At 73.0% G+C, this 26266-nt stretch carries 22 protein-coding genes and 1 tRNA gene; 4 read left to right on the forward strand and 19 right to left on the reverse strand.

Annotated elements, in window-relative coordinates; all coding sequences use genetic code 11:
- Positions 1-16: 16 nt before the first annotated feature.
- From ACZ4E1_RS26710 to ACZ4E1_RS26725, 4 genes are all read right to left on the reverse strand, one after another.
- Positions 17-808, reverse strand: a complete 792-nt coding sequence (locus tag ACZ4E1_RS26710; RefSeq protein WP_467543632.1) for a S16 family serine protease — start codon at positions 806-808, stop codon at positions 17-19.
- A gap of 237 nt (positions 809-1045) precedes the next feature.
- A complete protein-coding gene (locus ACZ4E1_RS26715; protein WP_467543636.1) occupies positions 1046-1687 on the reverse strand; it encodes an IclR family transcriptional regulator in 642 nt (213 codons plus the stop codon).
- Positions 1688-2004: 317 nt separating this feature from the next.
- A complete protein-coding gene (locus tag ACZ4E1_RS26720; RefSeq protein WP_467543639.1) occupies positions 2005-3804 on the reverse strand; it encodes a DEAD/DEAH box helicase in 1800 nt (599 codons plus the stop codon).
- A gap of 233 nt (positions 3805-4037) precedes the next feature.
- A complete protein-coding gene (locus ACZ4E1_RS26725; protein WP_467543642.1) occupies positions 4038-5510 on the reverse strand; it encodes an MFS transporter in 1473 nt (490 codons plus the stop codon).
- A 187-nt stretch (positions 5511-5697) separates the two neighbouring features.
- Here ACZ4E1_RS26725 and ACZ4E1_RS26730 point away from each other — a divergent pair.
- A tRNA-Cys gene (locus ACZ4E1_RS26730) sits at positions 5698-5769 on the forward strand.
- 92 nt (positions 5770-5861) lie between these two features.
- Here the strand turns inward: ACZ4E1_RS26730 and ACZ4E1_RS26735 are convergent.
- The 6 genes from ACZ4E1_RS26735 to ACZ4E1_RS26760 all read right to left on the reverse strand — a co-directional run bounded on the left by ACZ4E1_RS26735 (position 5862) and on the right by ACZ4E1_RS26760 (position 12703).
- Entirely contained in the window at positions 5862-6329 is a 468-nt protein-coding gene (locus ACZ4E1_RS26735) for a GNAT family N-acetyltransferase (protein WP_467543874.1), read from the reverse strand.
- Positions 6330-6416: 87 nt separating this feature from the next.
- Complete coding sequence (locus ACZ4E1_RS26740) at positions 6417-8771, reverse strand: xanthine dehydrogenase family protein molybdopterin-binding subunit (RefSeq protein ID WP_467543645.1); 2355 nt, start codon at positions 8769-8771, stop codon at positions 6417-6419.
- Positions 8768-10207, reverse strand: a complete 1440-nt coding sequence (locus ACZ4E1_RS26745) for a (2Fe-2S)-binding protein (protein WP_467543648.1) — start codon at positions 10205-10207, stop codon at positions 8768-8770. The genes ACZ4E1_RS26740 and ACZ4E1_RS26745 overlap by 4 nt, the downstream gene beginning before the upstream one ends.
- Complete coding sequence (locus ACZ4E1_RS26750) at positions 10204-11100, reverse strand: FAD binding domain-containing protein (protein WP_399125449.1); 897 nt, start codon at positions 11098-11100, stop codon at positions 10204-10206. Before ACZ4E1_RS26750 ends, ACZ4E1_RS26745 begins: the two co-directional genes overlap by 4 nt.
- Before the next feature lie 675 nt (positions 11101-11775).
- Positions 11776-12066 carry a DUF3039 domain-containing protein gene (locus tag ACZ4E1_RS26755; RefSeq protein WP_161301273.1) on the reverse strand — a complete coding sequence of 97 codons (291 nt, stop codon included), beginning with the start codon at positions 12064-12066 and terminating at the stop codon, positions 11776-11778.
- 67 nt (positions 12067-12133) lie between these two features.
- A complete protein-coding gene (locus ACZ4E1_RS26760) occupies positions 12134-12703 on the reverse strand; it encodes a YqgE/AlgH family protein (RefSeq protein ID WP_399125785.1) in 570 nt (189 codons plus the stop codon).
- A gap of 252 nt (positions 12704-12955) precedes the next feature.
- Between ACZ4E1_RS26760 and murA the strand changes: the two genes are divergently transcribed.
- Both murA and ACZ4E1_RS26770 read left to right on the forward strand, forming a co-directional pair.
- A complete protein-coding gene (murA, locus tag ACZ4E1_RS26765) occupies positions 12956-14296 on the forward strand; it encodes a UDP-N-acetylglucosamine 1-carboxyvinyltransferase (protein ID WP_467543655.1) in 1341 nt (446 codons plus the stop codon).
- A gap of 72 nt (positions 14297-14368) precedes the next feature.
- Positions 14369-15007 (forward strand): HAD family hydrolase, encoded by a 639-nt coding sequence (locus tag ACZ4E1_RS26770; protein ID WP_467543658.1) that lies wholly within the window; start codon positions 14369-14371, stop codon positions 15005-15007.
- Positions 15008-15219: 212 nt separating this feature from the next.
- Here ACZ4E1_RS26770 and ACZ4E1_RS26775 read toward each other — a convergent pair whose 3' ends face one another.
- The 7 genes from ACZ4E1_RS26775 to ACZ4E1_RS26805 all read right to left on the reverse strand — a co-directional run bounded on the left by ACZ4E1_RS26775 (position 15220) and on the right by ACZ4E1_RS26805 (position 22713).
- Positions 15220-15501, reverse strand: a complete 282-nt coding sequence (locus tag ACZ4E1_RS26775; RefSeq protein ID WP_016645140.1) for an HU family DNA-binding protein — start codon at positions 15499-15501, stop codon at positions 15220-15222.
- Positions 15502-15806: 305 nt separating this feature from the next.
- Positions 15807-17240 (reverse strand): NAD-dependent malic enzyme, encoded by a 1434-nt coding sequence (locus ACZ4E1_RS26780; protein WP_467543662.1) that lies wholly within the window; start codon positions 17238-17240, stop codon positions 15807-15809.
- A gap of 345 nt (positions 17241-17585) precedes the next feature.
- Entirely contained in the window at positions 17586-19967 is a 2382-nt protein-coding gene (locus ACZ4E1_RS26785; RefSeq protein ID WP_467543665.1) for a HelD family protein, read from the reverse strand.
- Between the two features lie 122 nt (positions 19968-20089).
- Complete coding sequence (locus ACZ4E1_RS26790; protein ID WP_467543667.1) at positions 20090-20887, reverse strand: zf-HC2 domain-containing protein; 798 nt, start codon at positions 20885-20887, stop codon at positions 20090-20092.
- Positions 20884-21465 carry a sigma-70 family RNA polymerase sigma factor gene (locus tag ACZ4E1_RS26795; protein ID WP_188341530.1) on the reverse strand — a complete coding sequence of 194 codons (582 nt, stop codon included), beginning with the start codon at positions 21463-21465 and terminating at the stop codon, positions 20884-20886. Before ACZ4E1_RS26795 ends, ACZ4E1_RS26790 begins: the two co-directional genes overlap by 4 nt.
- Positions 21466-21533: 68 nt before the next feature.
- Complete coding sequence (locus tag ACZ4E1_RS26800) at positions 21534-22145, reverse strand: CGNR zinc finger domain-containing protein (RefSeq protein WP_467543670.1); 612 nt, start codon at positions 22143-22145, stop codon at positions 21534-21536.
- A gap of 25 nt (positions 22146-22170) precedes the next feature.
- Complete coding sequence (locus tag ACZ4E1_RS26805; RefSeq protein ID WP_467543672.1) at positions 22171-22713, reverse strand: GNAT family N-acetyltransferase; 543 nt, start codon at positions 22711-22713, stop codon at positions 22171-22173.
- 92 nt (positions 22714-22805) lie between these two features.
- Between ACZ4E1_RS26805 and ACZ4E1_RS26810 the strand changes: the two genes are divergently transcribed.
- The gene (locus tag ACZ4E1_RS26810) at positions 22806-23309 is read left to right on the forward strand and encodes an anthrone oxygenase family protein (protein ID WP_467543674.1); all 504 of its coding nucleotides are present in this window, start codon (positions 22806-22808) and stop codon (positions 23307-23309) included.
- 218 nt (positions 23310-23527) lie between these two features.
- On the opposite strand, the gene ACZ4E1_RS26815 is transcribed toward ACZ4E1_RS26810, so the two are convergent.
- Together ACZ4E1_RS26815 and ACZ4E1_RS26820 are read right to left on the reverse strand one after the other, a co-directional pair.
- Positions 23528-24688 carry a uroporphyrinogen-III synthase gene (locus ACZ4E1_RS26815; protein WP_467543676.1) on the reverse strand — a complete coding sequence of 387 codons (1161 nt, stop codon included), beginning with the start codon at positions 24686-24688 and terminating at the stop codon, positions 23528-23530.
- 104 nt (positions 24689-24792) lie between these two features.
- Positions 24793-26139, reverse strand: a complete 1347-nt coding sequence (locus ACZ4E1_RS26820) for a nitrate/nitrite transporter (RefSeq protein ID WP_467543679.1) — start codon at positions 26137-26139, stop codon at positions 24793-24795.
- Positions 26140-26266 lie beyond the last annotated feature (127 nt).

Raw genomic sequence — 26266 nt, forward strand, 5'->3', positions numbered from 1 at the left:
CCCGCCCGGCACCGGGTCAGCACTTCGGTACGGCCCCGGAGCCCTTCGTGAGGTCCGTCAGATCGGTGACCGCGCCCTTGAGCGTGGTCACCGGGACGAGCCGCATCGACTTCGGCGCCGACGCCTTCGCGTCCCGGCACTCCGCCTTCGGTACGAGGAAGACGGTCGCCCCGTCGCGGTGGGCGGCCTGCACCTTGAGCGAGACACCGCCGACCGCGCCGACCCGGCCGCTGTCGTCGATCGTGCCGGTGCCCGCGATCGACTTCCCGCCCGTCAGGTCGCCGCCCGCGCCGTCGCCGTCGAGCAGGTCGACGATGCCGAGCGAGAACAGCAGGCCCGCGCTGGGCCCGCCGACGTCGCCGAGCTGCAACGACACCTTCACCTTGCCGGAGTCCTCGCCGAGGTAGTCCAGGGCGGCCTCGGTCGCGGCGTCCTGCGAGCCCTTCATCTCCTGCTGGTTGTGCTGCTCGATCTCCTTGGTGGTGTCGCCCTGCGGATACACCGAGTCCTTGGGCATCACCGCCCGGTCGTCACGGAACCAGGCGTCGAGCAGGCCGCCCAGGTGCAGCGTGGCGTCCGGCCCCGTCGCGAGGATCGTCACCGCGCGCAGCTGACCGCCCGTGTCCCGGGTGGGGGCGCCGCTCACCTCGATGACGGGTTTGCCCCCGGCCTCCCCCAGCACGTTCGTCGTCGGCCCGGGCTGCGCCACGGCGAACGGCAGCGGGGCGAAGGCCGCGGTCGCGACCAGCCCCACGAAGGGGACGGCGCACAGGGCGAGGCGAGTGTTACGGCTGAGGCGATTGAACACGCAGCCAATGTATCGGGGCGGGTCTTCGTCTGCGGGCCCGGTGGGGGCTGGTCGCGCCCCGCGGCGGAGCCGCTGATGGACACAGCCCCGCGCCCCTGAAATGCAGACCCTTCGGGTCGCATTTCCCCGATCAAGGCGCCGGGCGCCTTCTGTCGGGGGAAGGCGCGGCGAAGCCGCATGCCTTCCAGGGGCGCGGGGAACTGCGCGAGAAGCCCCACCGGAGCCGCGGACGAACCCTCAGCGCAAGGCGTCGGCCACTTCACGCGCGGCGTCCAGCACACGCGGCCCCACCCGTTCCGGAACGGCATCCGCCAGCATGACGACCCCGACCGACCCCTCAAGACCGGTCACCCCGAGCAGCGGCGCGGCCGCACCACTCGCACCCGCCTCCAGCTCCCCGTGCGTCAGCGTGTACCCGGGCTCCAGGGACCCGCCCTGGCGGGCGGAGAGAATGGCCCGCCCCGCCGCCCCGCGATCGAGCGGATGCCGGAACCCGGCCCGGTACGCCACGTGATAGTCCGTCCAGGTCGGCTCGACGACGGCCACGGCCAGGGCCTCCGTACCGTCCACGAGGGTCAGGTGCGCCGTCGCCCCGATGTCCTCGGCCAGCGAGCGCAGCGCCGGCAGCGCGGCCTCGCGCACCAGCGGATGCACCTGCCGGCCGAGCCGCAGCACCCCGAGCCCCACGCGGGCCCGGCCGCCGAGGTCGCGGCGGACCAGGGCGTGCTGCTCCAGCGTGGCGAGGAGGCGGTAGACGACGGTCCGGTTGACCCCGAGCTTGTTGGAGAGCTCGGTCACGGTCAGGCCGTGGTCGGTGTCGGCGAGCAGTTTGAGGACTCGTAGTCCCCGGTCGAGCGTCTGGGAGGTCTCCGCGGTCACGACGCCCACTCCTTAGTGTGAGGTAGGCGGTCTCCTCCGCGGCGGTTGCGCCACCGGTCCCGTTCGGCGACGCGCGTCAGAGGCCGCCGGTCGGCAGCAGGCCCTGCGCCGCGTGCGTCTGGTGCGTACGGCAAGTCTTCGGGCGTACCGGCTGCGCTCCGCGGCGGCTCTGCCACGGGGCGTGTGCGTTGCCCGGGAATCTAGCGAGGAAGGTCCGCTCAGCGGAAGACTCCGTCCAGAATCCGGTCAGTAACAAGCCGGAGATCATCGGGAATGCCCCGGTCCGCACACCCCGCAGGAACTGCGCCCCGCGCCGCTCAGGACATGCGCGTGGCCCACTCCTGGACCTTGGCGATGCGCTGGCGCAGCTGCCCCGCGGTGGCCTCCGCGCTCGGCGGCCCGCCGCACACCCGGCGCAGCTCGGTGTGGATGACGCCGTGCGGTTTGCCGCTCTGGTGGACGTACGCGCCGACCATCGTGTTCAGCTGCTTGCGCAGCTCCATCATCTCCTTGTGGGAGACGACGGGCCGCCGCTCGGCGGGCAGCTCCAGCAGGTCGGCCTCGGTGTCGGGCTTCTTCTTGCTGTGCGCGATCTGCCGGGCCTGCCGCTTCTGGAGCAGCAGCTGCACCTGGTCGGGTTCGAGGAGCCCGGGGATGCCGAGGTAGTCCTGCTCCTCCTCGCTGCCCGGGTGGGCCTGCATGCCGAACTCGGCGCCGTCGTAGAGGACCCGGTCGAAGACGGCCTCGGACTCCAGCGCCTCGAAGGAGAACTGCTCCTGCTCGCCGGTGTCCTCGTCCTGCTGCTTGTTCGCCTCGTCCATCTCCTGCTCGGACTCGGCGTAGGGGTCCTCCTCGCCTTCCTTCTTCGGCTTGTCGAGGACGTGGTCGCGTTCGACCTCCATCTCGTTGGCGAAGCCGAGCAGGTCGGGGACGGTGGGCAGGAAGACGGAGGCCGTCTCGCCGCGCCGCCGGGACCGTACGAAACGGCCGACGGCCTGCGCGAAGAACAGCGGGGTGGAGATCGTCGTCGCGTACACGCCGACCGCGAGGCGCGGCACGTCGACGCCTTCGGACACCATGCGGACGGCGACCATCCAGCGGTCCTCGCTCGCGGCGAAGTCGTCGATCCGCTTCGAGGCGCCGGTGTCGTCGGAGAGGACGAGCGTCGCCTTGCTCCCGGTGATCTCCCGGATGAGCTTGGCGTAGGCGCGGGCCGACTCCTGGTCGGAGGCGATGACGAGGGCGCCCGCGTCGGGGATGCCCTTCCTGACCTCGGTGAGGCGGGCGTCGGCGGCGCGCAGCACGCTGGGCATCCATTCGCCGCGCGGGTCGAGCGCGGTGCGCCAGGCCTGGCTGACGGCGTCCTTGGTCATGGGCTCGCCGAGCCGCGCCGCGATCTCGTCGCCGGCCTTGGTGCGCCAGCGCATGTTGCCGCTGTAGCTGAGGAAGATCACGGGGCGGACGACGCCGTCGCCGAGGGCGCTGCCGTAGCCGTACGTGTAGTCCGCGGAGGAGCGCCGGATGCCGTCGTTGCCCTCCTCGTACGTGACGAAGGGGATCGGGTTGGTGTCGGAGCGGAACGGGGTGCCGGTGAGGGCGAGGCGGCGGGTGGCCGGCTCGAACGCCTCCAGGCAGGCCTCGCCCCACGACTTGCTGTCACCGGCGTGGTGGATCTCATCAAGAATGACCAGCGTCTTGCGCTGCTCGGAGCGGTTGCGGTGCAGCATGGGCCGCACGCCGACGCCCGCGTACGTCACGGCGACGCCCTGGTACTCCTTGCTGAGCGGGCCCGCGCTGTACTCGGGGTCCAGCTTGATCCCTATGCGGGCCGCCGCCTCCGCCCACTGCTTCTTCAGGTGCTCGGTGGGCGCGACCACGGTCACCTGCTGCACGACGTGATGGTGCAGCAGCCAGGAGGCGAGGGTGAGCGCGAAGGTCGTCTTGCCGGCGCCCGGCGTCGCGACCGCGAGGAAGTCGCGGGGCTGCTCCTGGATGTACCTCTCCATCGCGCCCTGCTGCCAGGCACGCAGCTTGTTGGCGGTGCCCCAGGGGGCGCGGCCGGGGAAGGCCGGGGAGAGGTGGTGGGACGAGGAGCTGGTGGCGGCGGTGGTAGTCACGGTCTCCGATTACTCAGGGCTGGACGGCACGGCTACGTAGGCGTCGTCGCTACGCGGGCTGCGTCGGCCGTTCCCGGCAGCACGGCCACGTATGACAACCGGGCCACCTTACCGGGGGCCCGGTCGACGAGCGCGGCGGACGAGGCCGCGGCGGGGGCGGTTGGGACGCGGGTCACAGATCAACTGGCCGTCTCTCACAGGCAGTCGCGATCACGTCACGCCCGGCGGCCCGCTCAGCGCGCGGCCCGCAGCCGCGTCCCGACCCAGGCCCCGGCGAGTGCGACCACCGCCATCGGCAGGAACACGGCGGCGAACGCCCCCGGGTGCGAGCCGCCCGCCCCCTGCGCGACCCCGTGCCCGACCGCTCCCCCGCCGAGCGCGGCGAACGCGGCGCCGCCCGCCGCGAGCAGGACCACGCTGGTCAGGCCGTCGGAGATCTGCAGCGCGGCGGAGTTCGCCCCGGCCTCCTGCGGCGCGGACAGCTGGAACAGCAGCACGCTGGTGGACGAGATCACGAGCCCCATGCCCAGGCAGCCGAAGGCCCAGGCCACCGCGACGATCCACACGGGCACGGCCGCGATCAGCACGCTCGGCGCGGTCGCGATCGCGGCGGCGACCAGCACCATGCCACCGGCGACCATCCGCTGCCGGTACGGCTCCAGGCGGGGCCGGGACTGCACCCAGGAGCCCAGCGCCCAGGTCGCGCCGCCCGCGGCCAGCGAGAACCCGGCCAGCGTCGGCGACAGGCCCCGCTGCGTGACCAGCATCAGCGGGACGAACGACTCGGCCGCGATGAACGCCCCGGACGCGATCCCGCGCAGCAGCACCACCGACGGCAGCCCGCGCACCGCCCGGTACGTGCCGCGGGGCAGCACGCCGAGCACGGACGGCACGAGCAGCGCGACGCCCGCGACGCCGGGCAGCAGGGACAGCGGGCGCAGGTCCTGGGCGGCGTACTGGAGCAGGCCCGCCCCGAGCGAGATCCCGAACGCGAGCCGGATCCGCCGCCGGTCGAGCCCGGCCCCCTTCCCCTCCGCGGGGGCGTCGGCGACGGCCGGGCCGCCGGCCCGGCGCCGGATCTGCGGCACCGCGAGCCCGAGCGGCAGCAGCACGAGCACGGGGATCCCGAGGAACACCCAGCGCCATCCCAGGTGCTCGGTGACGGCTCCGGCGGCGAGCGGCCCGACGATGGACGGCACGACCCAGCTGGCCGCGAACGCCGCCATGATCGCGGGCCGCAGCCGCTCCGGGTAGGCCCGGCTGACGACGACGTACAGCGCGACGATGACCAGGCCGCCCCCCAGCCCCTGCACAGCCCGCCCGGCGACGAACAGCCACATGGTCCCGGCGGTCCCGGCCAGCACGAGCCCGGCCGCGAACGCCCCGATCCCGGCGCTCAGCGCTCCCAGCGGTCCGCTCCGGTCCGCCCACTGCCCGGCGAGGACCATCCCGAACAGGCTCGTCGTGAAGTACCCCGAGAACGCGAACGCGTACAGCGACACCCCGTCCAGCTCCCGCGCGGCGACCGGCATCGCGGTGCCCACGGCGGTCGCCTCGAAGGCGATCAGCAGCACGACGGTGACGATCCCGATGCTGAGCGCGCGATAGTCCCGCCCCAGCACACCGCCGTCCTCGGTGTCGGCGGTGGACTCGGATGCGGGTGCCGGGACGGATGCGGCGGTGACGTCGTCTTCGAGGGCGGCCATGCGCATCAGAGTAAGGGGCGTAGCGCCGCCTGACCCCTGTCGGAAGACCGCCTTCTGCCTGGTCCCTTGGTCGTACGACCCGCCACTCCCCGCCCCCGCCCGTGAACGGGGTATGGCAGTCGTGTTGCGCCCCGCCCGGATCCCTTGAGGAGGCCGCGCCGACCCTCGTACGGTCGTTGCAGCGCTTGGCCGTGTGCCCGAGTGGCTTAGGGATTCGCCTGCAAAGCGAAGCACGCCGGTTCGATTCCGGTCACGGCCTCGGTCGCAGCCCAACGGCGCTGGGCTGCGCGAAGACGAAGGGGCGCCTCTGCCCGCGGACGATCTCCGCGAGGGGGGGGCGCCCCTTCGGCGTCAGCCCTCGCCGACCCGCCGGGCCAGCACCTGCCCCGGCCACTGACCGGACCGGAAGCTCTCCGTACGGACGAAACCGTTCCGCTCGTAGTACGCGACGAGCTGTCCTCCGCCACCCGCCCAGCAGTCCACCCGCAGCAGGTCCACGCCGGCCCGCCGCGTCTCCTCCACGGCCCGCGCGAGCAGCGCCGCCCCGATCCCGAGCCCCGCCCGCCGCCGGTCGCTGATCAACAGCCGTACGTAGCGCTCGGGTTCGCCGGCCGGAGCGATCGGCATCTGCGGGCTGGGGCCGGTGTCCAGCACAACGGCCCCGACGGGCACGCCGTCCAGCTCGGCGACGAAGGGCTGGTTGACGGTGGTGTACCGCTCGACGCGCTCGGTGCCGCCCCGCGTCCGCGAGTACGGCACGGTCCCCCACTGCTCCGTGTTCCCCCGGGAGTTCATCCAGGCCACGGCACCGTCGAGCATCCCGAGAATGGCGGGCGCGTCGTCCCCGCTGCCGGGCCGGATCCGTATGTCGTACGCGATGTCATCGGTCACGGACCCAGCCTAGGTTCACGTCGACGTCGTGGCCGGTTCCGTGACGACCGCCGCCTGGGGTCGGATCGGGAGGCGGTTGACCGGGCGGCCCGTTGCCGCGCGGACGGCGGAGGCCACCGCTGCCGGGGAGGCGACGACCGGGGCCGCGCCGGCGGACTTGGCGCCGAAGGGGGCCACCACGTCGCGTTCCTCGACGAGTTTGACGATGCGGATGTCGGGGGCGTCGAGGGAGGTCGGCAGGGCGTAGCCGGTGAGGTCGGGGCGGCGGACGATGCCCTGGGAGGTGCGGAGGTTCTCCGTGAGGGCCGCGCCGACGCCCTGGGTGACACCCGCTTCGATCCGGGCCGCGAGCTGGCCGGGGTTGAGGACCCGGCCCACGTCCTGGGCCACGGCCAGTTCGACGACCCGGACGGCGCCGAGCTCGATGTCGACGTCCACGACGGCGCGGATCGCGCAGAAGGCGAGGCCGACGAAGGCGTCGCCCTGGCCGTCCGCGTCGAGGGGTTCGGTGGGGTGCGGGCGGCACTGGGCGGTGGCCCAGAGTTCCTTGCCGTCCATGGCCTCCTCGACCGTGGTCGACAGGACGCCGTCGTAGGAGGTGATCTTGCCGTCGGCGATCTGGAGCAGCTCGGTCGACATGCCGAACTTGTGGGCCAGCGGCTGGAGGAGCTGGGTGCGGACCATCTTGGCCGCCCGCTCCACCGCGCCGCCCGAGACCCAGGTGTGCCGGCCCCGGCAGCCGGGGCCCGCCGGGGGCTGGTCGGTGTCGACGGGCGCCACGTGGACCTCGTCGATGCCGAGCGTCTCCTGGACGATCTGGCGGGCGAGCGTCGTGAAGCCCTGGCCCGTCTCGACGGCCGCGCAGATGACGGTGGCGACCCCGTCGTGGACCTTCACCGTGGCGGTGGAGACCTCGTCGGCGCCCTCCGCGCCGAGCATGTGCACCATGCCGATGCCGTAGCCGACACCGCGCCGCACGGCCCCCGGCTCGCCCGCGCCCTCGGGGCCGCCGGGCAGCAGCCAGTCCTCCTCCGGGGTGTCCATGGGCAGCTCGGGGAGCGGGAAGTCCCGTACCGAGGTGAGGAGTTCGGCGACGGGGGCCGGGCAGGTGACGGCCTGGCCGGTGGGCAGGACGTCGCCCGTGGCCAGGACGTTGCGCAGGCGCAGCTCGGCCGGGTCGAGGTTCAGTTTCTTGGCGAGCTTGTCCATCTGGGCCTCGTAGGCGGCGCAGACCTGGAGCGCGCCCTCGCCGCGTACGTGACCGGAGGGCGGGTTGTTCGTACGGACCGCCCAGCCCTCGATCGAGGCGTTCGGCACGACGTACGGGCCGCAGGCGAAGGAGACGGCCGCCGCGAGGGCGTCGGAGGAGGTGTCGGCGTAGGCGCCCGCGTCGAGCAGGATCTGCGCCTCGACCTTCACCAACCGGCCCTCGGCGTCGGCGTGGTGGCGGTAGCGCAGCAGCGTCGGGTGGCGGTGCGGGTGGCCGAGGAAGGACTCCTCGCGGGTGGCGGTGAGCTTGACCGGGTGGCCGGTGCGCAGCGCGAGCAGGCCGAGCGGGAGGTGGAAGCTCGGGTCCTCGCGGTCGGCGGTCGCGCCGGCGACGCCCGTGACGACGACCTTCACGCGCTCGGGCTCCAGGCCGTAGCGGGCGGCGGCGAGGTCGCGGTCGCCGTGCGGGTCGGTCGAGGCGATGTACAGCTCGACGCCGCCGTCGGGGCGCGGGACGGCGAGGCCGGCCTCGGCGCCGATGGGGGCGGGGTCCTGGCGGCCGATGCGGTAGAGGCCCTCGACGACTGTCTCGCCGGTCGCCTCCTGGTCGCCGTGGCGCAGCGGGATGTGCCGGATCAGGTTGCCGTCGGGGTGCAACGGCTCGGCAGCGAAGGCCTGTTCGGGATCGGTGACGGGTTCGAGGACCTCGTACTCGACGATGATCGCGGCGGCGGCGATCCGGGCCGTGTCCGGATGGTCGGCGGCGACGGCGGCGAGCGCCTCGCCATGGTGGCGCACGAGGTCGGAGGCGAACACCGGGCGGTCGGCGGCGCGATGGCCGGGCACGGGCCCGCCGGGGACGTCCTCGTGCGTGACGACGGCGCGCACGCCGGGCATCTCGCGCGCGTGGGTGGTGTCGATGGACACCACGCGCGCGTGGGCGTGCGGGGAACGCAGCACGGCGGCCCAGAGCAGTCCCTCGGCCCACAGGTCGGAGGCGTACGGGAACGTGCCCTCGGCCTTGGGGGCCGCCTCCACGGTCGGCAGCGTGACGCCGAGGCCGTGCGGGAGTTCCTCGGTCTCGGGCGGACCGGGGGGCGTGCCCGGGACCGGCGTGGTCCCGGTGAGCAGGGTGGTGGCCTCGGTCGCTTCGTTCGTCATGCCTGCCCTCCGTTCCGGAAGTCACCGAATGCGCCGTCGCCCGCGCCGGTCTCGCCGTACGGGCCGGGTGCGCCGGGCGGCGGGGCCACGCCCTCGCCGTGCACGGGGCCGCCCTGGTGCGGGATGCGTGGTTCGCCGCCCTCGGGCAGGCCCGGTCCGTCGGTCTCGCTCGGCTCGCCGGCCTCGGCGGACGCCTTGCGCTCGGCGGTCACCTGGCGCACCGCGTCCAGCACACCGCGGTAGCCGGAGCAGCGGCACAGGTTGCCGCACAGCGCCTGGCGGGCCTCCAGGTCGCTCGGGTCCGGGTTGCCCTCGAGCAGGTCGTGGACGGTCATCGCCATGCCGGGCACACAGAAGCCGCACTGGACGGCGCCGCAGGCGGTGAGGGCCCGCTGCACGTCCGAGGGCTGCCCGTCGGCGGCCAGGCCCTCGACCGTACGGACCTCACTGCCGGCGGTGGTGGCCGCCGGGACGAGGCAGGAGGCGACGAGGCGGCCGTCCACCTGGACGTTGCACGCGCCGCACTCACCCTGTGAGCAGCCGTCCTTGGCGCCGGCCAGGCCGAGGCGCTCGCGCAGCACGTAGAGCAGGGACTCGCCGATCCAGGCGTCGGTGACGGGGCGGTCGCTGCCGTTGACCCGCAGGACGTAACTGACCAGGGGGTGGTCGTCGTGCAGGGGCATGACGGCGGGGGCGGGGGCGGCCTCCTCGACGGCGGCGTCACCGTCACCTTCGGCCTCGACCTCGGTCCCACCATCACTGTCGCCGTCACCGGGTGTGCCGTCGGCGGCCGGCTCGGTGGCCCCGCCCACCGCCGCTTCCAGTTCTGGTTCCGCTTCGGGTTCCGGTTCCGGCGCTGCGGCGGCCTCCACCGGCTCCGGGACCTCGACCGGTACGGGCTCCGGTTCCGGACCGGGCTGGGCCCAGGCCTCGTGGGCCCACGGCGCGGTCGCGCCGCCCGGCAGCGTGGCGGGCGGCGGGGTCCGGTCGCCCCACTGCTCGGCGATCGACGAGGTCGTGAACTCGCCGGAGTCGTCCGCGAGTTCACCCTCCGACACGACAGGGATCGACCACTGCCCGGTCTGATACTCGGCGTGCTCGGCGCGTTCGACGTGCTCGGCGTGCTCTACGTGCTCGGGATGCGGGGGCTGCTCCGGCGCGGCGCCGGTCAGCTCGGGCGGAAGCACCCACACCCCGGTCGCCGCGGGATCGACCGCGGCGGCGCCCGTGGCCGGGCTCACCGTTATCTGCGGCGGGACGTAGTTGTGCCCGGGCGCGGCCAGCGGCGCGGTCTCCGGGAAGCCCTCGGGCGGCAGCTGGACGAAGGCGGTCGCGTCGGAGTCGTACTCGCCGGGCGGCACCGGCTGCCAGCCGTCGGCGCCGGGGACGTCAGAACCGGAGGGGTCGGGTCCCGGACCGTGGTACTCGTTCGTCACGACAGCGCCCTCCCAAGTGCACGCCGGGCCAGTACGGCGACGGTGCGCCGCAGATGCAGTACGGCGGGCGGCAGTTGCTGCTGCGTGCCGTCCGCGTCGGGCTCCGGATCGGGGATGCAGGCCGCGGCGACGTACTCGCCGAACGCCTGCACGGCCTCGGGCACGAGCGCCCCGCGCTCCCCGTCCCAGTCGATGAGCGAGGCCACCCACTGCTCGGCCTCCAGGGGCCGCAGCGGCATGGGCGCGATGGCTCCGACGGCGCAGCGCACCCCGCGCCGGGCCGGGTCGAGCACCAGGGCCACGGAGGCGGTCGCGCGGGCGGGCCCGGTGCGGCCGGTCGCCTTGAGGAAGACCTGCGGGGCGTGCAGCAGCGGTACCCGTACGAAGCCGATGAGTTCGCCGGGCCGGAGCATCTCCATGCCGGCGAGCAGGTGCGAGACCGGCACCTCGCGCCGGGCGCCGCCGGGCCCCGCGATGACGAGGGTGGCCTCGAGGGCGGCGAGCACGGGCAGCGAGTCGTTGGTCGGCGCGGCGGAGGCGATGTTGCCGCCGAGGGTGCCGGCGTTGCGGATCTGGGGCGGTCCGGCGGCGCGGGCGGCGGCGGCGAGGGCGGGGATGAGCGCGGCGAAGTCGGGGCGGCCCATGCGGGCGTGGGTGAGTCCGGCGCCGAGGAGCGCGTGCCCGTCCTGGTACTGCCAGCCGCGGATCTCGCTGATCCGGCCGAGTCCGACGAGGGCGGCGGGACGGAGTTGACCCGCGTTGACCTGCGCCATGAGATCGGTGCCGCCGGCGACGGGCACGGCGGCGGGCAGGGCGGCGAGCGCCGCGACCGCCTCGTCGAGCGAACCCGGAAGTACCGCGGCCTGTGTCGCCTGCGGTGCGTGCGTGGTCAAAGCCGGCTGCCCCTTCCCGATGTCCGGCCGTGCGCATCGGCGGCGGCCTGGGCCCCGCGTGGTCCGCGCGCGACCGTCCTACCCGCCGTAACGCCTGTTCCGCCGTACGGTACGTGCTGACAGGCCGGACGTGGCAACTCTGGCACATCTTCCCCGGCACCCGGAGAGGGGGTCCGGTAGGAGGCATTCGCCCCTTCCACCTGGGAGATGACCGATTTGACGGCACATCACCGCCTCGCACGCTCTGCCCCTCTCCGGTGAGGTACGAGGCGTTTCGGACGGCGCTCCGGAAGACGGACCCGGGACACGGGGGAACCGCGCCCGGCCGGCATGCGCGTCGCATATGTACGTCGCATAAGAAACGCGTAAGGGCCGGTCGTGCCGTCCCGGCGTGCATATCCGGACGGCCCCGCCGCACCCAGCGCACCGGTGCGGCCCGGGGTGCCCGCCCGTGACCGGGGGCCGCCGCACCGCGGCTCCCGGCGCCGGACCTGCCGGGACACGCCGCCCCTCCCCGTGACTCACACGATCGGGGGCGCCCCTTCGATCGGACGTCCGAGCACACCGAGAGCACGACGGCCCCCGACCGCACACGAAAGGCTCCCGGCGCACGGCATCGCTGCCGCGCACCAGGAGCCTCGGGGGACGAGAGAACGAGAGGCCGGGGGAAGCGCGTTACTTCTTCCCGCCGTCCTTGCCCTTGTCCTTGTCGCCGCCGGCGCCCATGGACTCGTAGATCTCCTTGCACATGGGACACACGGGGTACTTCTTCGGGTCACGGCCCGGCACCCAGACCTTGCCGCAGAGCGCGACGACCGGCGTGCCGTCGAGCGCGCTGGCCATGATCTTGTCCTTCTGGACATAGTGCGCGAAGCGCTCGTGATCGCCGTCCCCGTGCGACGTCTGCGGCGTCGGCTCAACGAGGGTCCCCGTACCTGTCCCGCGCTCGGGCTCGAGAGTGCTCATAAGGGCCAAGGGTACTGAAGGGCCCGCGAACGGCGAAGAGCCGTCGGCGCCGCCCTGCGGACAGGGCCTAGTTGAGCGACGGGTCGTCCGGATAGGTGGCGACCATCGCGAGCTCGCTGCGCTGGCGGCGCAGCACCGCCCGCCACAGCCCCTCGGGGCGGGTCACCGACACGTCGCCGGGCTCCGACTCGACCACGTACCAGGCCCCGTCGGTCAGCTCGCCCTCCAGCTGGCCCGGGCCCCAGCCCGCGTAGCCGGCGAAGATCCGCAGCGATCCGAGGGCCGCGGCGAGCAGTTCCGGCGGGGTCTCCAGATCGACGAGGCCTATCGCGCCGTGCACCCGGCGCCAGCCGAGCGGGGCGCGCTCCAGGGAGTCGCCGGGGATGACGGCCACGCCGAGCGCGGAGTCCAGCGAGACCGGACCGCCCTGGAAGACGACACCCGGATCACCGGCCAGGTCGCCCCAGCCCTCCAGGATGTCGCCGACGTCCACCGGCGTGGGCCGGTTGAGGACGACGCCGAGCGAGCCCTCCTCGTCGTGGTCGAGGAGCAGCACGACCGCCCGGTCGAAATTCGGGTCCGCGAGGGCGGGTGTGGCCACGAGCAGCCGCCCTGTGAGCGAGGACACCTCGGTCATGGCAGACATGATCCCGCATCTTGCCTCCGGAGGGGGAGCCAAGCGCGACAACCGAATGAACGCAGCTCAGGGCGGGCGGAAACGGAACGCGCGCGACGGGCCCGACGGTCACCCCATGTGTCCGATTCGGAACGGTTCGTGTTGTAGCGAAGTCATGACGGTTCTGTATGTCATCGGGCTTACGGAACAAGGGGAGGCGGCCCTTACTCTTATGGCTTGGTCCCTGCCCATCCTCATCGGAACGCGAGATTCATGACCGTCACCGACGATGTACTGCTTGTCCACGGCGGAACCCCGCTGGAGGGCGAGATCCGTGTCCGCGGCGCGAAGAACCTCGTGCCCAAGGCCATGGTCGCCGCGCTGCTCGGCAGCGCCCCGAGCCGGCTGCGCAACGTCCCGGACATCCGTGACGTCCGTGTGGTGCGCGGACTGCTGCAGCTGCACGGCGTGACGGTCCGCCCGGGCGAGGAGCCGGGCGAGCTGGTGATGGACCCCTCGCACGTCGAGTCGGCGAACGTCGCGGACATCGACGCGCACGCCGGGTCCTCCCGCATCCCGATCCTGCTGTGCGGCCCGCTGCTGCACCGCCTCGGCCACGCGTTCATCCCGGGCCTGGGCGGCTGCGACATCGGCGGCCGTCCCATCGACTTCCACTTCGAGGTGCTGCGCCAGTTCGGCGCGACGATCGAGAAGCGCGAGGGCGGCCAGTACCTGGAGGCCCCGCAGCGGCTGCGCGGCACGAAGATCAAGCTCCCCTACCCCTCCGTGGGCGCCACCGAGCAGGTCCTGCTCACGGCCGTCCTCGCCGAGGGCGTCACGGAGCTCTCGAACGCGGCCGTCGAGCCGGAGATCGAGGACCTGATCTGCGTCCTGCAGAAAATGGGCGCGATCATCGCGATGGACACCGACCGCACCATCCGCATCACCGGTGTCGACAAGCTCGGCGGCTACACGCACCGCGCGCTGTCGGACCGCCTGGAGGCGGCGTCCTGGGCCTCGGCCGCGCTCGCCACGCAGGGCAACATCTACGTGCGCGGCGCCCAGCAGCGCTCGATGATGACCTTCCTCAACACGTACCGGAAGGTCGGCGGCGCCTTCGAGATCGACGACGAGGGCATCCGCTTCTGGCACCCGGGCGGCCAGCTCAAGTCGATCGCCCTGGAGACGGACGTCCACCCCGGCTTCCAGACCGACTGGCAGCAGCCGCTGGTCGTGGCGCTCACCCAGGCGACCGGCCTGTCGATCGTCCACGAGACGGTCTACGAGTCCCGCCTCGGCTTCACGTCCGCGCTGAACCAGATGGGCGCGCACATCCAGCTGTACCGCGAGTGCCTCGGCGGCTCCGACTGCCGCTTCGGCCAGCGCAACTTCCTGCACTCCGCGGTCGTCTCGGGCCCGACCAAGCTGGAGGGCGCCGACCTGGTCATCCCCGACCTGCGCGGCGGCTTCTCGTACCTGATCGCGGCGCTGGCCGCGCAGGGCACCTCGCGGGTGCACGGCATCGACCTGATCAACCGCGGCTACGAGAACTTCATGGAGAAGCTCGTGGAACTCGGCGCGAAGGTTGAGCTTCCGGGCAAGGCCCTGGGCTAGCGGCACGTACGTTGAAGGGGGCCGTCCGGATCATCCGGGCGGCCCCCTTCGACGTACCGTGAAAGGACCGATGTGATCCAGCTGGACCGGCCCGCCGCCCTGCTCACCGACATGGACGGCACCCTCGTCGACACGGAGCACGCGTGGCTCGCCGTCGTGGAGCGGCTCCTCGACGGACGGACGCCCGCGGCGGGGCTCGACGCGTACGCCGGGGCCACGATCCAGGACGCGGCGCGCCGGCTCGTCGCGGAGGGGCTCGCGCCGTGGCCGTACGAGGAGACGGCGGCGTGGCTGGACCGGGAGTTCGCCGCGGCCGTGGCGGCCGGTGTGCGGGTGCAGCCGGGGGCCGTGCGGCTCCTCGACGCGGCGCGGGCGCTCGGCGTCCCTGTGGCCCTCGTGACGGCCTCTGAGCGGCATGTGGCGGAGCTGGTGGTCGCGGTGCTCGGCGCGGACCGCTTCTCGGTGCTGGTCACCAACGGCGACACGGAGCGCGGCAAGCCGCATCCCGAGCCGTATCTCGCCGCGGCGCGTGCCCTTCGGGCGGACCCGGTCGACTGTCTTGCCGTCGAGGACACGCCTACGGGGGTTGCGGCGGCGCTGGCCGCTGGGTGCCGGGTGCTTGCGGTGCCGTCCGTGCCAGGCATCCCTGACGACCCTCGCGTGACGCTGGCCGCCTCCCTGACCGAGGCCACGCTGACGCGTCCCGCGTAGGCCGGTGGGGCTTCTCGCGCAGTTCCCCGCGCCCCTGAAATGCAGACGCTTCGCGTCGCATTTCCCCGATGAGGCGCAGCCTCATCAGGGGCGCGGGGAACTGCGCGACCAGCCCCCACCGGGCCCGCGGACGAAGACGGCGGGGGGAACGCCGCGAGGGCGGTACCCGGAACTTCCCGGGTACCGCCCTCGCTGCTTGCCGAAAGGGGGCCTTACTTACCCTTGGCGGCTTCCTTGAGCTTCGAGCCCGCGGAGACCTTGACGCTGTAACCGGCCGGGATGTTGATCGGCTCGCCGGTCTGCGGGTTACGAGCGGTGCGAGCGGCACGGTGGGTGCGCTCGAAGGTCAGGAAGCCGGGGATGGTGACCTTCTCGTCGCCCTTGGCAACGATCTCGCCGACGGTCTCGGCGAACGCGGCCAGCACGGCGTCGGCGTCCTTGCGGGTCACCTCGGCGCGGTCGGCCAGCGCGGCCACCAGCTCACTGCGGTTCATTTTTGTACTCCCGTGTTCTTCTTGCCGTTGAGGCGTGCCACGCGGTCGGGCCGCGTGTGGGGCAACAGCGAAGTCGATGCTGCCAGGGTCTCGGTCAGGCCCAGGACCCGGGGTCCGTTCAAGTCCGGACCCTCGCGCCTGTGAGGGCGCCCCCTGGACGAAGTCCTTGGGGAAGCATCCTGCCCCCACCAGCGGCGGTAAAGCCAATCCGGCACCCGTGGGGGTCACACGGACCCTGTCCGGGGGCCTGCTCCCCGGACACCCTAGAGGCCCCAAGGGGCGCGTCTTCCACGACGCGCCGGGATTCAGGCCCCCGTGGCCCCCGTCACAGCGCTGCCCGCCGCCTTGGCGGCTGTGCGGACCGCCCCGGCGACGGCTCCCGCGACCTTGTCGTTGAAGACGCTGGGGATGATGTAGTTCGGGTTGAGCTCGTCCTCGCTGACCACGTCGGCCAGGGCCGCGGCGGCGGCCAGCATCATCTCCGTGTTGACCGTGCGCGACTGGGCGTCGAGCAGGCCGCGGAAGACGCCGGGGAAGACCAGCACGTTGTTGATCTGGTTCGGGAAGTCGGAGCGGCCCGTGGCCACGACCGCCGCCGTCTGGCGGGCGACCGCCGGGTCGACCTCCGGGTCCGGGTTCGCGAGTGCGAACACGATGGCGCCCTCGGCCATGGCGGCGACGTCGTCGCCGTTCAGCACGTTGGGGGCGGAGACGCCGATGAAGACGTCGGCGCCGACCACGGCCTCCTTGAGGGTGCCGGTGAGGCCCTCGGGGTTGGTGTTGTCGGCGATCCAGCGCAGCGGCGAGTCGCTCGCGGCGTCGACCAGGTCGGCGCGGTCCGCGTGCACGACGCCGTGGATGTCGGCCACGACCGCGTTCTTCACGCCGGCGGCCAGCAGGAGCTTGAGGATGGCGGTGCCGGCCGCGCCGGCGCCGGACATCACGACGCGGATGTCGCCGATGGCCTTGCCCGCGACGCGCAGGGCGTTCGTGAGCGCGGCGAGCACGACGATGGCGGTGCCGTGCTGGTCGTCGTGGAAGACGGGGATGTCGAGGGCCTCGCGCAGGCGGGCCTCGATCTCGAAGCAGCGCGGCGCGGAGATGTCCTCGAGGTTGATGCCCGCGAAGCCGGGGGCGATGGCCTTGACGATCTCGACGATGGCGTCGGTGTCCTGGGTGTCCAGGCAGATCGGCCAGGCATCGATGTCGGCGAAGCGCTTGAAGAGGGCCGCCTTGCCCTCCATGACCGGCATGGCGGCCATCGGGCCGATGTTGCCGAGACCGAGGACGGCGGAGCCGTCCGTCACGACCGCAACCGTGTTCCGCTTGATGGTCAGGCGGCGGGCGTCCTCGGGGTTCTCCGCGATCGCCATGCAGACGCGGGCGACACCGGGCGTGTAGACCATGGACAGGTCGTCACGGTTGCGGATGGGGTGTTTGGACTGCATCTCGATCTTGCCGCCGAGGTGCATGAGGAACGTACGGTCGGACACCTTGCCGAGCGTGACGCCCTCGATGCCGCGCAGTTCCTCGACGATCTCGTCCGCGTGGGCGGTCGAGGTCGCCGCGATCGTGACGTCGATCCGGAGCTTCTCGTGGCCGGAGGCGGTGACGTCGAGGCCGGTCACCGAGCCTCCGGAGGACTCCACGGCCGTGGTGAGCTGCGAAACGGCGGTTCCGCTCGCGGGCACCTCCAGTCGGACCGTCATCGAGTAGGAGACGCTGGGCGCCGTAGCCATGGCCGACTTCCTCTGCTTTCACCGTGTAGCTGTTGCCGTCCGATGGTCGCACCTACCGGCGAGTACGTGGTAGCCGCATCGGATTCTGAACCTTGTGTTCATCCTTATTTTGGAAAACAGTTTCCACCATACGAGAAGTTGGCCAGGACCGGAAGAGGCCAGGGAAAAACAGGAAGAGGCCCACATCACTCGCGTGATGTGGGCCTCTTCGGACGCCTATGACACCGACCCGCCATGCTCGCCTCGCGGCAAGTGGTCCCTCTGAGGGACGAAGGTTGGGCCCGGGGGCTTGGATCGAGCCGGTGCCGTCATCAACGGTAACACCGGTTCTCGATGACACAAGGGTCAGTCCCGCAGCAGGTCGGGCACCCCGTTCGTGTCCGGTTCGTCACGCTCGTCGGAGACCACCGTGAGCTGCTGCGTGGCCCGCGTCAGCGCCACGTAGAGCACCCGCAGACCGGCCGGCGACTCGTCGGCGATCTCCGCCGGGGACACCACGACCGTCGCGTCGTACTCCAGGCCCTTGGCCTCCAGCGAGCCGAGCGCGACCACCCGCTCGCCGAGCCCCGACAGCCAGCGCGCCGCCTCCGCCCGCCGGTTCATCGCCACGACCACGCCGACCGTGCCGTCGACCCGCTCGAGGAGCCGCGCCGCCTCCTCGCGGACGGTCTCCCCCAACCGGTCCCGTACGACGGCGAAGCGAGGCTCGACGCCCGTGGACCGGACCGCCGACGGGGACTGCGAGCCGGGCATGGCGAGAGCCAGCACCTTCGCCGCCAGCTCCGCGATCTCGGACGGGTTGCGGTAGTTCACGGTGAGCGTGAAGCGGCGGCGCGGGCGGCTGCCGAGCGCCTCGTCGCGGGCCTCCGCCGCCTCGTCCGGGTCGGACCAGGACGACTGGGCCGGGTCGCCCACGACCGTCCAGGTGGCGTGCCGGCCGCGCCGGCCCACCATCCGCCACTGCATCGGCGTGAGGTCCTGCGCCTCGTCGACGATGACGTGGGCGTACTCGGTGCGCTCCTGGGCGAGACGCTCGGCGCGCTCGCGCTGCGACTCCTCCCGCGTCGGCATCAGCTCCTCCAGGCCGGTGAGCTGGTCGAGCGGGTCGTACTCGCGCTTCTTCTTCGGGCGCGCCGGGGTGCCCAGGATCGCGGTCAGCTCGTCGAGGAGCGCCACGTCGTGGACGGACAGCGCGGTGCGGCGCAGCGAGCGGGCCAGCTTGCGGACCTCGCCCGGGTTCAGGATCCGCCGGGCCCAGCGGCCCAGGCGCTTCTCGTCGGACATGGCCGTCAGGACCCCGCGCGGGGTCAGCTCGGGCCACCACGCGTCGAGGAAGGCGATGAACGCGTCCTCGCTCGTGATGTCCTCGTCGAACGAGGAGCGCAGCTCGGCGGCGAGCTCCGGGTCGCTGTGCCGGCCCCCCGCGCCGGACTGCTCCCAGAGCGCGTCCAGGAGCAGGCGCCGGGCGCGCGGGCGCAGGTGGTTGACCGGGGCGGTGCCGCTGAGGACGGTGTGGCGGATGCGGTTGAGCTGTCCCGCCTCCAGTTCGAGGCGGCGGCCGAACGCGACGACCCGGAGCCGGTCCGGGGTGCCCGTGGCCGCGGGGGCCTCGTCGTCCCCGAAGGCCAGCTGGCCTTCGGCCGCACCGCCCGGACGGCCACCGGACCCGCCGGACCCACCGGACCCGCCCGACTCCAGCGCGCCCCGGGCCGCCTTGCGGAGCACCTTCAGCATGCGCGAGGAGCCCTTGACCCGGGCGACGGCCGGGCTGTCGTACTCCGTGGCCTCCGCGCCGTCGACGAGGGAGCCGACCGCGCGGATCGCGACCTGCCCCTCCTCGCCGAGCGAGGGCAGCACGCCCTCCGTGTAGGCGACGAGCAGCGGGGTCGGCGAGACGATCAGGATGCCGCCCGCGTAGCGCCGCCGGTCCTGGTAGAGCAGGTACGCGGCGCGGTGCAGGGCGACGGCCGTCTTGCCGGTGCCGGGCCCGCCCTCCACGTACGTCACGGACGCGGCGGGGGCGCGGATGACCAGGTCCTGCTCGGCCTGGATGGAGGCGACGATGTCGCGCATCGTGTGGCTGCGGGCCTGGCCGAGCGCGGCCATGAGCGCGCCGTCGCCGATCGCGGGCAGCGGCCGGCCGTCCAGGAAGGCGGTCAGCTCGGGGCGCATCAGGTCGTCCTCGACGCCGAGGACCTTGCGGCCCTTGGAGCGGATGACGCGGCGGCGCACGACGCGGCCCGGGTCGACCGGCGTGGACCGGTAGAAGGGGGCGGCGGCCGGGGCGCGCCAGTCGATGACGAGCGGCGAGTAGTCCGCGTCCAGGACACCGATGCGGCCGATGTGGAGCGTCTCGGCGATGTCGGCGGTGTTGTCCTCGCGCACGGCCCCCTCGGCGGGCTCGACGGCGGTGTAGGCGCCGTCGGGGCCCTTCTTGCCGTCCTTGCCGAGCAGCAGGTCGATGCGGCCGAAGAGGAAGTCCTCGAACTCGTTGTTGAGCCGGTTGAGGTGGATGCCCGCGCGGAAGACCTGGGCGTCGCGCTCGGCGAGGGCGCCGGGCGTGCCGACCTGCCCGCGCTTGGCGGCGTCGTCCATCAGGAACTCCGCCTCGTGGATCTTCTCCTCAAGGCGTCGGTACACCGCGTCGAGGTGTTCCTGTTCGACGCCGATCTCGCGGTCACGGACCGAGTCGGCACTCGTGTCGTGCGACGCGCGGGACGCGTCCACCGCTGAATCGTGTGGAGCCTGAGCGGCCACCGGGCCCCCCTTCTGACGTGCTGGGCAGCCGTCAAAGGTACGCGAAAGGGGACCCGTGCGGCTACGTGCGCGCCGCCTCGGACGTCAGCGGCTCAGGCGTCCACCTCCACGAGCCGTTTCCCGTCGAGCGTCTCGACCTCGAAGTGGTCGATCTGGTCCCGGTCGAACGCGGCGCCGCCGTGCACGTACAGCGGGTACTTGGCGCTGTCGTGGGCGCTGCCGGCAATGCCGTAGCCCCACTTCGGCACGGCCCAGGTGGTGACCGTCTCGCGCTCGCCGTTCTTGCCGACGGCGACGAGCGAGCACTTCAGCGGGCCCTTGACGTTCTTGAGTTCCAGGACGGTGTGGGTGCCCCAGGCCTTCTTCTCCATGCCGATCGTGGCGGTGACGTCCGTGGTGGCGTCGGTGGCCTCGATCTTCTCGTCCATGTGGTGGAAGAAGGCGTCCTCGGCGGGGCTCGTCGGGTGCGGCTCCGCGACGGCGGGCGGGCGTCCGGAGTCGTCGCCGGTGACCGCCATGACGGTGAGCGGACCGCCGACGACGAGGGCCGCGGCGGCCGCCACCAGGTACAGGCCCCGGCGCCGCCGACCGGCACGCCGGCGGGCCACCTCCGCCACCAGGGACTCCGCGAGCCGCGGGCCCGGGCGCGCGGCGAGGGCCTCGCCGATGTCCGGGGTGCCGCCCCCGGCGGGCAGGTCGGCGAGCGCGGCGAGCATCGGCTCCATGCCCGCGAACTCCTCCAGCTGCTGCGCGCACCGCTCGCAGGTCGCGAGGTGCGCCTCGAACGCGGTCGCCTCCGCGTCGTCGAGCACCCCGAGTGCGTAGGCGCCGACCGTCTCGTGCACATCGCCGGCCGGGTCGTGGCCGTAGGGTCCGTACGCCGATGTCATGCCGTCACCCCCCGTTCCTGCAGCGCCAGCTTCATCGAGCGCAGCGCGTAGAAGACGCGGGAGCGCACCGTGCCGCTGGGTATGCCGAGCGTCTCGGCCGCCTCGTTGACCGTACGCCCCTTGAAGTACGTCTCGACGAGCACTTCGCGGTGGGCGGGGGTGAGGTCCTCCAGGGCGTCGGACAGCGTCATCAGCCACAGTGCCTTGTCGATCTCGTCCTCCGCGGGGATGACCTCCAGCGGCGACGCGTCGACCTCCTGCGGCCGGGCCTGCCGGCTGCGGTGGTTGTCGATGACGATGCGCCGGGCGACCGTCACCAGCCAGGGGCGGACCGAACCGGTGGCCCGATTGAGCTGACCGGCGTTCTTCCAGGCCCGGATGAGCGTCTCCTGCACGACGTCCTCGGCACGCTGCCGGTCCCCCGCGACCAGCCGGAGCACGTAGGCGAGCAGCGGGCGCGCGTGCTCGGCGTACAGCGCGCGCATCAGCTCCTCGTCGAGCGAGGGCGGCTGGGACGCACGATGTCGGGCCCGCGCAGGGCGTTCATCGGCCACGGCGGAATCCTTGCGCACGCCCACCTCCGGTGTCACCGCTTCGACGTCACCAGAGAGATACGCGGCCGGGGCCCGCGATGTTCAACGGGCGCTCAGGCCCGGGACAGGGCCGCCGCTCTGCGCCGGTGCCGGGCCACCCGCTCGCGGTTGCCGCACACCTCGCTGGAGCACCAGCGGCGGCGCCGGCCGCGCGAGGTGTCGAGGTAGATCAGCGGGCAGTTGTCGCCCTCGCACTGGCGCAGGGCGCCGCGCGCGGCCGGGTCGGTGAGCAGGTCGACGGCGTCCCGGGCGACGGCGGCGAGGAGCGCGGCGCAGCCCGGTTCGGCCTGGAGCGAGCGGACCAGGCTGCCGTCGCCGGAGCGCACCGCGCAGGGGGCGGGCGGGGCGGCGCGGGCCAGCACGTTGATCCGTTCCAGGGAGCCGGGCGCGGGGCGGCCGGAGAGCTCGCCGCGCACCAGGCGGCCGATGTGGCCGCGCAGTTCGCGGAACGCGGGGAGCCAGGCCGGGGCGCAGGCGGCCAGTTCGGCGCTCTCGGGGACCAGGCCCGCGCCGGCCAGCCAGGCGCGCAGCCGGTCGGGCGTGGTCAGGCGTTCGTCGGGGTGCGCGGTGGCGACGAGATCCAGGCAGAGGCGTCCGGCGTCGAACCGCAGCTCGTGGTGAGGGACGGGGATGGACGGGCGGGACCCTGGGGGTACGGCGGCCATGTCCTCTACAGTGCCCGCCCCGGGCCTACTTGGGAACGTGGGCGGGCGGATCGTCGTGCAGGATCCGCTGGAACAGCACGTGGTCGCGCCACTGGCCCGCGATGTGCAGGTACTTCGGCGCGAGCCCGTAGCGGACGAACCCGCACTTGGCGAGGACCCGCTGCGAGGCCTCGTTGTCGGTGAGCGTGCCGGCCTCCAGGCGGTGCAGGCCCAGCTCGTCGCGGGCGGCCCGGGCAACCTCCTCGACGGCCGCGGGGGTCAGCCCGCGCCCCCGGTACTCCCCGTCCACCCAGTACCCGAGGCTGGCGCTGCACAGCGGCCCGAGCACGATCCCGGTCAGCATCACGCGGCCCACGATCCGCTCCCCGTCGACCAGCACCCAGGTCGCGCTGTGCGGCTGCGTGATCCGCTCCGCCTGGGCCGCGGCCGTGTAGTACCCGGCGTCCCGGTACGGCTCGGTCGCCGCGAGGTGCGCCTTGTTGCGGATCTGCGCGTCGGCGAGCGCCTGAGCGTCGGCGAGGACGGCGGGGCGCAGGGTGATGTCGGGGGTGATCGCTAGGGACGGCATGCGCGTACGGTACGCGGCTGCCTGGACGCTCGCGTATGCGTCCGCGCGGCTCGGCGATGTCCGGCGCGGCCCCGCCCGCCTTGACTGGAGGCATGACACAGACAACGGGTTCCGTCAGGCGCGTCGGTCACCTCGACGCGTGGGTGCTGGGGGCGGCGACGGTCGCCATGGGGCTGATCGCCGGGGCGTTCTACGTGTTCGGCTGCGCGGTGATGCCGGCGCTGGCGCGCAGCGGCGACCGTACGTTCATCGAGGTCATGCAGAACATCAACACGGTGATCCAGAACCCGGTGTTCTTCCTGAGCTTCCTCGGGGCGCTCGCCCTGACGGGGGTCGCGGGCTGGCGCCTGCGGGGCGCCTCCGGGGTGCGGGGCTGGGTGTGGGCGGGGCTGATTCTGTACGGGCTGGCCTTCGTGCTGACCTCGGCGCTGAACGTGCCCCTGAACGACGCGCTCGCCGCCGCGGGATCGCCCTCCCGCATCCCGGACCCCGCCCGGGTCCGGTCCGACTTCGAGGGCCCCTGGGTGACCTGGAACGTGGTGCGGGCGGTGCTCTGCACGGGTGCGCTGGGCTGCCTGATCCGTGCCCTCAGGTGAGTGCCTCACAAGGCGGTCGTCCGGCTGCTGCACCGTCGTGGCTGGTCGCGCAGTTCCCCGCGCCCCTGAAATGCAGGCACTGCGTGCCGCATTTCCCCGATCAAGGTGCGGGGTGCCTTTCATCTGGGGAAGGCGCGGCGAAGCCGCAGCCTTTCAGGGGCGCGGGGAACTGCGCGAGAAGCCCCGCCGGCCGGTGGTCGGGTGGCGGGCCGGCGGAGTTACGGCGCGTCCACAGCCAGCCGATACCCCCGCTTGACCACGGTCTGGATCAACTTGGGCGTACCCAGGGCCGCCCGGAGACGAGCCATCGCCGTCTCGACGGCGTGCTCGTCCCGCCCGGCCCCCGGAAGCGCGGAGAGCAGGTCGCCCCGGGACACGACCCACCCGGGCTGCCGGGCCAGCGCCGCGAGCAACGCCATCCCGGCCGGCGGCACCGCCCGGAGCTCCCCGTCGACCAGCACCGCGTGCCCCCGGATCTCCACCCGGTGCCCGGCGAGCCGCAACACCCGTGCCCGCCCGGGAAGTTCCCGGCACAGCACCTGGACGAGCGGCCCGAGCCGGAACCGCTCGGGCTGCACCGTCTCGACCCCGCGCGCCTGCAGGGCCAGCGCCGTCACGGGCCCGACACAGGCCGGCAGGACGTCGTGGCGCAGCGCCGACAGCAGCTCGGGCAGCAGGCCCCGTACCTCCGCACGCTCCAGCAGGGACACCGCCGCCGGCGCGGACGTGAACGTCAGCGCGTCCACGCCCCCCGCGACGGTCGCGTCGAGCAGCCGGTCCACGGGTCCGAGATCCTCCGGCGGCAGCCACCGGTACACCGGCACGCCCACCACCTCGGCCCCGGCCTCCCGCAGCGCCTCGACGAACCCGGGCAGCGGCTCCCCGTGCAGCTGCACGGCCACCCGCCGCCCGTCGACGCCCTCGGCGAGCAGCCGTTCCAGCACCTCGGCCATCGACTCGGAGGACGGCGACCACTCCTCCGTGAGCCCGGCGGCGCGGATCGCCCCCTTCACCTTGGGGCCGCGGGCCAGCACCTCGACCCCGCGCAGCCGGGCGAGGAGCTCCTCGCCCAGGCCCCAGCCGTCGGCGGCCTCGACCCACCCGCGGAACCCGATCGCGGTCGTCGCGACCACGACGTCCGGCGCGTGGCCGAGCAACTCCTTCGTCGCGGCGAGGAGTTCGCTGTCGTCGGAGAGCGGCACGATCCGCAGGGCGGGCGCGTGCAGCACGGCGGCCCCGCGGCGCCGCAGCAGGGCGCCCAGCTCGTCGGCGCGGCGGGCCGCGGTGACCCCCACGGTGAACCCGGCGAGCGGCCCGTGCGCCTGCTCCGGCTGCGGCTCCGACCCCGTACCGGCGGCCGTCTGCTGTTCCTCGTCCATGATCGTTCTCGTCCCGCTCGACGGTCGTCCCGTTCCCACCTGCGCGCCGACCCTGTCAACGCTCCGTGTCAGGTCAGGATCGGCGTCATTGCGTCCGTGTTACCTCACACCTCCGCGTAGCTGAGCTGCGGCTTCGTACCGGTGGCCGGTGCCGCCACCGTACGGGCCGCCGAGCGCCGAAGGTATACGGCCCACGTCACACCGAAGCAGACGGCGTAGAAGGCGAGGAAGGACACGAACGCCCCGGTGCCGGTGCCGGCGCTCAGGAAGGACTGGCGGAAGGCGAGGTTGATGCCGAGCCCGCCGAGCGCTCCGACGGCCCCGATGAGCCCCATGGACGCCCCGGACAGCCGCCGCCCGTACGCGTCGGCCTCCTCGCCCGCGAGCCCCATGCCGAGCGCCTTCGCGCGGAAGATGCCCGGGATCATCTTGTACGTGGATCCGTTGCCGAGCCCGCTGAGCACGAACACCACGATGAACGCGGCGGTGAAGAGCCCCAGCGAGGCCCGCACCGACGCCACGATCACGACGCCGGTCGCCGCGGCCATCGCCACGAAGTTCCACAGCGTGATGCGGGCCCCGCCGAACCGGTCGGCGAGCCGCCCGCCGACGGGCCTGATGAGCGAGCCGAGCAGCGGCCCGATGAAGGTGACCCCGGCGGCCTGCAGCGGGGTCCGCCCGAACTGGGTCTGGAGCACGAGCCCGAAGGCGAACGAGAACCCGATGAACGACCCGAACGTCCCGATGTACAGGAACGACATGATCCACGTGTGCACGTCCCTGGCCGCCTCCTTGGCGGCCCCGGTGTCGTTCTTCACGGTCGCCAGGTTGTCCATGAACAGGGCCGCGCAGACCGCCGAGACGACGATCAGCGGGATGTAGACGCCGAGCAGCACGCGCGGGCCGCCTCCGGCGCCGATCACGGCGAGCGCGATGAGCTGGACGACCGGCACCCCGATGTTGCCGCCGCCCGCGTTCAGTCCCAGCGCCCAGCCCTTCTTCCGCATCGGGAAGAAGGAGTTGATGTTGGTCATGGAGGAGGCGAAGTTCCCGCCGCCGATGCCCGTGAGCGCCGCGCACACCAGGAACGTCCCGTACGAGGTCCCCGGTTCCATCACCGCGAACGCGGCGACGGACGGCACGAGCAGCAGGCTCGCCGCGATCACCGTCCAGTTCCGTCCGCCGAACAGGGCGACGGCGAAGGTGTACGGGACGCGGACGAACGCGCCGACGAGCGTCGCCGTCGACACGAGGAAGAACTTCCCCGCCGGGTCGATCCCGTACTCGGGCCCCATGAACAGCACCATCACCGACCACAGGGTCCACACGGAGAACCCGATGTGCTCGGAGAGGATCGAGAACACCAGATTGCGCCGGGCGACCTTGGCGCCCGACGCCTCCCAGAACCCCGCGTCCTCCGGATCCCACCCCTCGATCCAACGCCTGCGCATACTGTGCCTCCAGGTCACGTCCGGCTGATGTGCCCTGAAGCTAGGAACCCGGCGTTTCCGCGCGGTGCGCGATGAGGTGACCGGGTTGGAACGTTGCGCTCACCCTCCGGGGGAACGGGTGGTGAGT

This window comes from Streptomyces sp. NPDC025806 (genome assembly GCF_055558275.1).

What these genes read in the sequence shown, in the direction of transcription:
- ACZ4E1_RS26725 (WP_467543642.1), bottom strand. Translation starts at nt 5,510, where the DNA reads ATGGCCGCCCTCGAAGACGACGTCACCGCCGCATCCGTCCCGGCACCC.
- ACZ4E1_RS26735 (WP_467543874.1), bottom strand. Translation starts at nt 6,329, where the DNA reads ATGCTCGACGGTGCCGTGGCCTGGATGAACTCCCGGGGGAACACGGAG.
- ACZ4E1_RS26740 (WP_467543645.1), bottom strand. Translation starts at nt 8,771, where the DNA reads ATGACGAACGAAGCGACCGAGGCCACCACCCTGCTCACCGGGACCACG.
- ACZ4E1_RS26755 (WP_161301273.1), bottom strand. Translation starts at nt 12,066, where the DNA reads ATGAGCACTCTCGAGCCCGAGCGCGGGACAGGTACGGGGACCCTCGTT.
- ACZ4E1_RS26760 (WP_399125785.1), bottom strand. Translation starts at nt 12,703, where the DNA reads ATGACCGAGGTGTCCTCGCTCACAGGGCGGCTGCTCGTGGCCACACCC.
- murA (WP_467543655.1), top strand. Translation starts at nt 12,956, where the DNA reads ATGACCGTCACCGACGATGTACTGCTTGTCCACGGCGGAACCCCGCTG.
- ACZ4E1_RS26775 (WP_016645140.1), bottom strand. Translation starts at nt 15,501, where the DNA reads ATGAACCGCAGTGAGCTGGTGGCCGCGCTGGCCGACCGCGCCGAGGTG.
- ACZ4E1_RS26780 (WP_467543662.1), bottom strand. Translation starts at nt 17,240, where the DNA reads ATGGCTACGGCGCCCAGCGTCTCCTACTCGATGACGGTCCGACTGGAG.
- ACZ4E1_RS26790 (WP_467543667.1), bottom strand. Translation starts at nt 20,887, where the DNA reads ATGACATCGGCGTACGGACCCTACGGCCACGACCCGGCCGGCGATGTG.
- ACZ4E1_RS26800 (WP_467543670.1), bottom strand. Translation starts at nt 22,145, where the DNA reads ATGGCCGCCGTACCCCCAGGGTCCCGCCCGTCCATCCCCGTCCCTCAC.
- ACZ4E1_RS26805 (WP_467543672.1), bottom strand. Translation starts at nt 22,713, where the DNA reads ATGCCGTCCCTAGCGATCACCCCCGACATCACCCTGCGCCCCGCCGTC.
- ACZ4E1_RS26810 (WP_467543674.1), top strand. Translation starts at nt 22,806, where the DNA reads ATGACACAGACAACGGGTTCCGTCAGGCGCGTCGGTCACCTCGACGCG.
- ACZ4E1_RS26815 (WP_467543676.1), bottom strand. Translation starts at nt 24,688, where the DNA reads ATGGACGAGGAACAGCAGACGGCCGCCGGTACGGGGTCGGAGCCGCAG.
- ACZ4E1_RS26820 (WP_467543679.1), bottom strand. Translation starts at nt 26,139, where the DNA reads ATGCGCAGGCGTTGGATCGAGGGGTGGGATCCGGAGGACGCGGGGTTC.